7 protein-coding genes are annotated in these 3,257 nt (G+C 35.6%); 3 read left to right on the top strand and 4 right to left on the bottom strand.

Going from position 1 to position 3,257, the window contains the following annotated elements:
* Positions 1-87: 87 nt before the first annotated feature.
* From WKI42_RS09855 to WKI42_RS09845, 3 genes are all read right to left on the bottom strand, one after another.
* A complete protein-coding gene (locus WKI42_RS09855; protein ID WP_016397645.1) occupies positions 88-684 on the bottom strand; it encodes a CD20-like domain-containing protein in 597 nt (198 codons plus the stop codon).
* 54 nt (positions 685-738) lie between these two features.
* The gene (locus tag WKI42_RS09850; RefSeq protein ID WP_261080330.1) at positions 739-1,545 is read right to left on the bottom strand and encodes an XRE family transcriptional regulator; all 807 of its coding nucleotides are present in this window, start codon (positions 1,543-1,545) and stop codon (positions 739-741) included.
* Between the two features lie 288 nt (positions 1,546-1,833).
* Positions 1,834-2,076 carry a hypothetical protein gene (locus WKI42_RS09845; protein WP_138703523.1) on the bottom strand — a complete coding sequence of 81 codons (243 nt, stop codon included), beginning with the start codon at positions 2,074-2,076 and terminating at the stop codon, positions 1,834-1,836.
* 142 nt (positions 2,077-2,218) lie between these two features.
* On the opposite strand from WKI42_RS09845, the gene WKI42_RS09840 reads away from it, so the two are divergent.
* From WKI42_RS09840 to WKI42_RS09830, 3 genes are read left to right on the top strand one after another with little or no spacing between them, the layout of a single operon-like run.
* Entirely contained in the window at positions 2,219-2,395 is a 177-nt protein-coding gene (locus WKI42_RS09840) for a helix-turn-helix domain-containing protein (protein ID WP_033675869.1), read from the top strand.
* Between the two features lie 12 nt (positions 2,396-2,407).
* Positions 2,408-2,635 carry a helix-turn-helix domain-containing protein gene (locus WKI42_RS09835; RefSeq protein WP_261014010.1) on the top strand — a complete coding sequence of 76 codons (228 nt, stop codon included), beginning with the start codon at positions 2,408-2,410 and terminating at the stop codon, positions 2,633-2,635.
* Positions 2,632-2,802, top strand: a complete 171-nt coding sequence (locus WKI42_RS09830) for a hypothetical protein (RefSeq protein ID WP_261080331.1) — start codon at positions 2,632-2,634, stop codon at positions 2,800-2,802. Before WKI42_RS09835 ends, WKI42_RS09830 begins: the two co-directional genes overlap by 4 nt.
* Here WKI42_RS09830 and WKI42_RS09825 read toward each other — a convergent pair.
* Complete coding sequence (locus WKI42_RS09825; protein ID WP_033675876.1) at positions 2,795-3,034, bottom strand: hypothetical protein; 240 nt, start codon at positions 3,032-3,034, stop codon at positions 2,795-2,797. The genes WKI42_RS09830 and WKI42_RS09825 overlap by 8 nt on opposite strands.
* Positions 3,035-3,257 lie beyond the last annotated feature (223 nt).

Here is a 3,257-nt window from a genome sequence, read left to right as displayed (position 1 = left end):
CTTTCCATTGATTGCTTGATGGAAAGTTGAATCCTCACACTCAGAGTCGCCAAACTTTGCGAGTGTGGGGATTTTTTGTTGTCTTTTTTATTCTAGACCTGAGCTGACTTTAGAAGTCAACAAGAAAGAACCGTCGTCTTGTTTTGAAAACGAAAGAATAACGCTCTTGTATTTACTACCAGTAGAAGTATATGATACTGTCTTGCTGTCGTGGTCATTTACTGAACTAGTTGTTACATTGTTAGGTTCTCCGTGAACACTAGCAACGTCATCGTAGTTAGTTCCACCAGCTCCATAGTTGATAATATCGCCAACTTGAAGCGCATCAAACTGTTCTTTTGTCCAGTTAAATTTAGCATCTTCTTCTTTTTGAGATGATTCGATAGAAGAACTTACAGAGCTAACAGTCTCTTCAACGTTTTTACCTAGTTCTTTCAATGATTTAGCGTACATTGCTTGAGTTACTAATACAATAGCAATAGACACGACTGCTAGAACCGTCCCAATAATAGCTAGTGTTTTTGGTCTTTTTCGATTTACTGCAAAACCAATTAAACCGAAGATAAGAGCTAAAATAGCTAGAATGAATGAAAAATTATTGATGATAGGCATCCATGAGCCAAGTAGAGCCAGCGCTCCAAAAATAATAGCTAAAATACCTAAAACTTTGCGTTCTTGTTTCATAATGAAACCTCTCTATCAGCTTTTAGTGTGGATCAGTTGTTGCACATATTTATTTTAATTTTCTCTGTATATACTCACGACTTCGCCGATAGTTCGGACGTCGTTGCTTTCGTCTAGGTGTATATCTTCATAATCTGGATTCAAGCTTTCAAGATATCCCTGACGTAGTTTCTTAACATAGTTAGCACCGTCTACTTGGAAGATACCGATAGTGTTATAGTCAACTTGAGGTGTATTCTTGATAAATAGGTAGTCACCATTCTTTATCTTTGGCTCCATAGAGTTGCCGACGACATAAGCGATAGCGTCGTAGTCGTCTGGTATTTCATCCTCATAGAATGAAACTTCCATATCTAAATCATCGTCCTGCATCGAACCACTACCAGCTGAGACAACCCCAGTAACACGTCGGTAAGTAGTCTGTCTGTAGTCGTCCAGTCTGATGATTTTCTCCGATACTTCGTTTATCTTCGTTTCTTCTTCGTTCCTCTGCTCTTTTAGTTGCCTCTCGGCATAGGTAACTACTTTCTTTTGTCTATCATCTTCTAACTGATCGTAGATGGTTTGGATGGAGGAAGTATTAGAAGAGGGGTCATCGACCATAGAATTATTAGTTACAAATCTAGGATCTAATACAGATTTAGGTACTCCAAAAAAATCTGCAATTTTTTGAACATTACCAGGGATTGGCAAAGAAGTTCCTTTTACATACCCTGTCAATGTGCTAGGCGGTATTCCTGTCGCTCGAGATAGCTCAGCTTGTTTACAATTTCTATCAGATAAAATTGAGTTAAGATTTGCGGAAAAGACTTTCATATCCTCTTTATCTTGAGGAGTTAATTTCCCTCGTCCTCTTGCCATGTTTTTTTCTCCTATCTTCTTTACTATATAATACCGTTTATTTTCGATTTTGTAAATAAAAAATTCGAAAAAATTACGAAAAAAATCTAAAAAACTATTGACGTACGATTTAAATCGTAGTATAATATAATCAAGCTTAAGGGAAAGGGGGTGAGGAAATGAGACCAAGACGATATCCGTATAGTGGGAAAAAAGAGTCCGCCTTTGTAAAGGCAGACCCTGAATTAGTTCAAGATATACTGATAGATTCAAAAAGTCTGACAACAACAGCTCTGGATACAAAGAAAATTAGTTGTCGCTCTTTAGAATCCCAAGTTCTATCATGGAATTTACCAAAGTAACAATGGTACTTTTAGAAGTTGATTTTGACACATATTCAATAATGTTGACAATATGTTGAGTTTGTTCAGTATTGAGGTTTAAATCTAACGAACTTAATTCAGATACAACGTATTCTACTAATTGATTGTTTGAATTAAAATTTTGATCTATGTGTTTTGAAACAACTTCCATAAATTTATTAGAATCCATATTACATCTCCTTTCTGTTGAATTTTTGACTAAAACGGTGAGAGGTCCTAGTCAAGAATGATTATAGCATAATCTAAATTAAATAACAATATGTAGTGTTTTTGTATGTTTGAAACACAATATATTGGAAAAGGAACAATGTATGTGGAAGAAGTTTAAGCATTTGTTGATTGAAAAAGGGATGACACAGAAGGCATTAGCTGAAAAAGCTGGTATCAGTCCAAATACAATCAGAAATATTAAAACCGAGCGTATTTCTTTTAAGAATATGTGCAAAATCGCTGATGCACTGGAAGTCAGCTTGGATGAATTAAGATAAGGAGGTGGGAATGTGCCAAAAATGACATTAAGAGCAATAAGAACAAACTATAACTTATCTGCAAAAGAAGTTGCAAATAAACTGAACATTCATCAACAAACACTGTTGAAGTATGAGCATGATAGTTCAAAAATTCCAATGGATCTTTTAGACAAACTTGCTCGACTATACAATGTCGAAAAGGATTTTATTTTTTTAGGCAAAAAATACGAATTAAATCATAGTTTAGGAGAGGTATGAAAGAAACAATAAACGAATTTCTAAAATTCAGAAGCCAATTTACAAAACGAGAATGGTTTGAAATTAACCAAGTTGTCGAAGCTCGTTTAAATGAAAAAGCCGACCAGTTGAAACTGGACGACTTAGATTTAGAAATCATTTCTAAAAGACTAGAAAAAGTTATCTAGAAACGATTTGAATAAAGATTGGATGGATACGATAGTCAGCACCACGATAGTGAATGTAGATATAATCCTGATGGTACATCGAGTTTGCTTCAGGTTTAGAAATTGGTGAGTAGAGTTCTGCATTTTCTTCCCACCAAATGTAAGGACTAGCCATATTTGGTCCCATTACACAATCGTCGTCGGCTGATAGGTTCACCCAATTTCCGCAAAGACATGCGTGAATTTCAGTCATAATATTACCTCCTTTCTGCTTACATTATAGCAGAAAAAGAGGGAAGGATAAGAAGATTGAGTAGAATAAAAAAGCACCTGACGGCAATCAGGCGCAGACTTAAACAATTTAGACCATTATATCACAAAAATGCTTGCCCGCATAGTTGAGAGGATGTAAAAAAATGGAAGGTATAACGCTACAATTACGATTGGACGGCGAAAGTGCTGAATTGTTCACAAAC

Source organism: Streptococcus pseudopneumoniae (assembly GCF_038148935.1).
GTDB classification, from domain to species: domain Bacteria; phylum Bacillota; class Bacilli; order Lactobacillales; family Streptococcaceae; genus Streptococcus; species Streptococcus pseudopneumoniae_U.
Note: the sequence above shows the minus strand (reverse complement) of the source record. Positions and strands in the feature narration are given on the sequence as shown.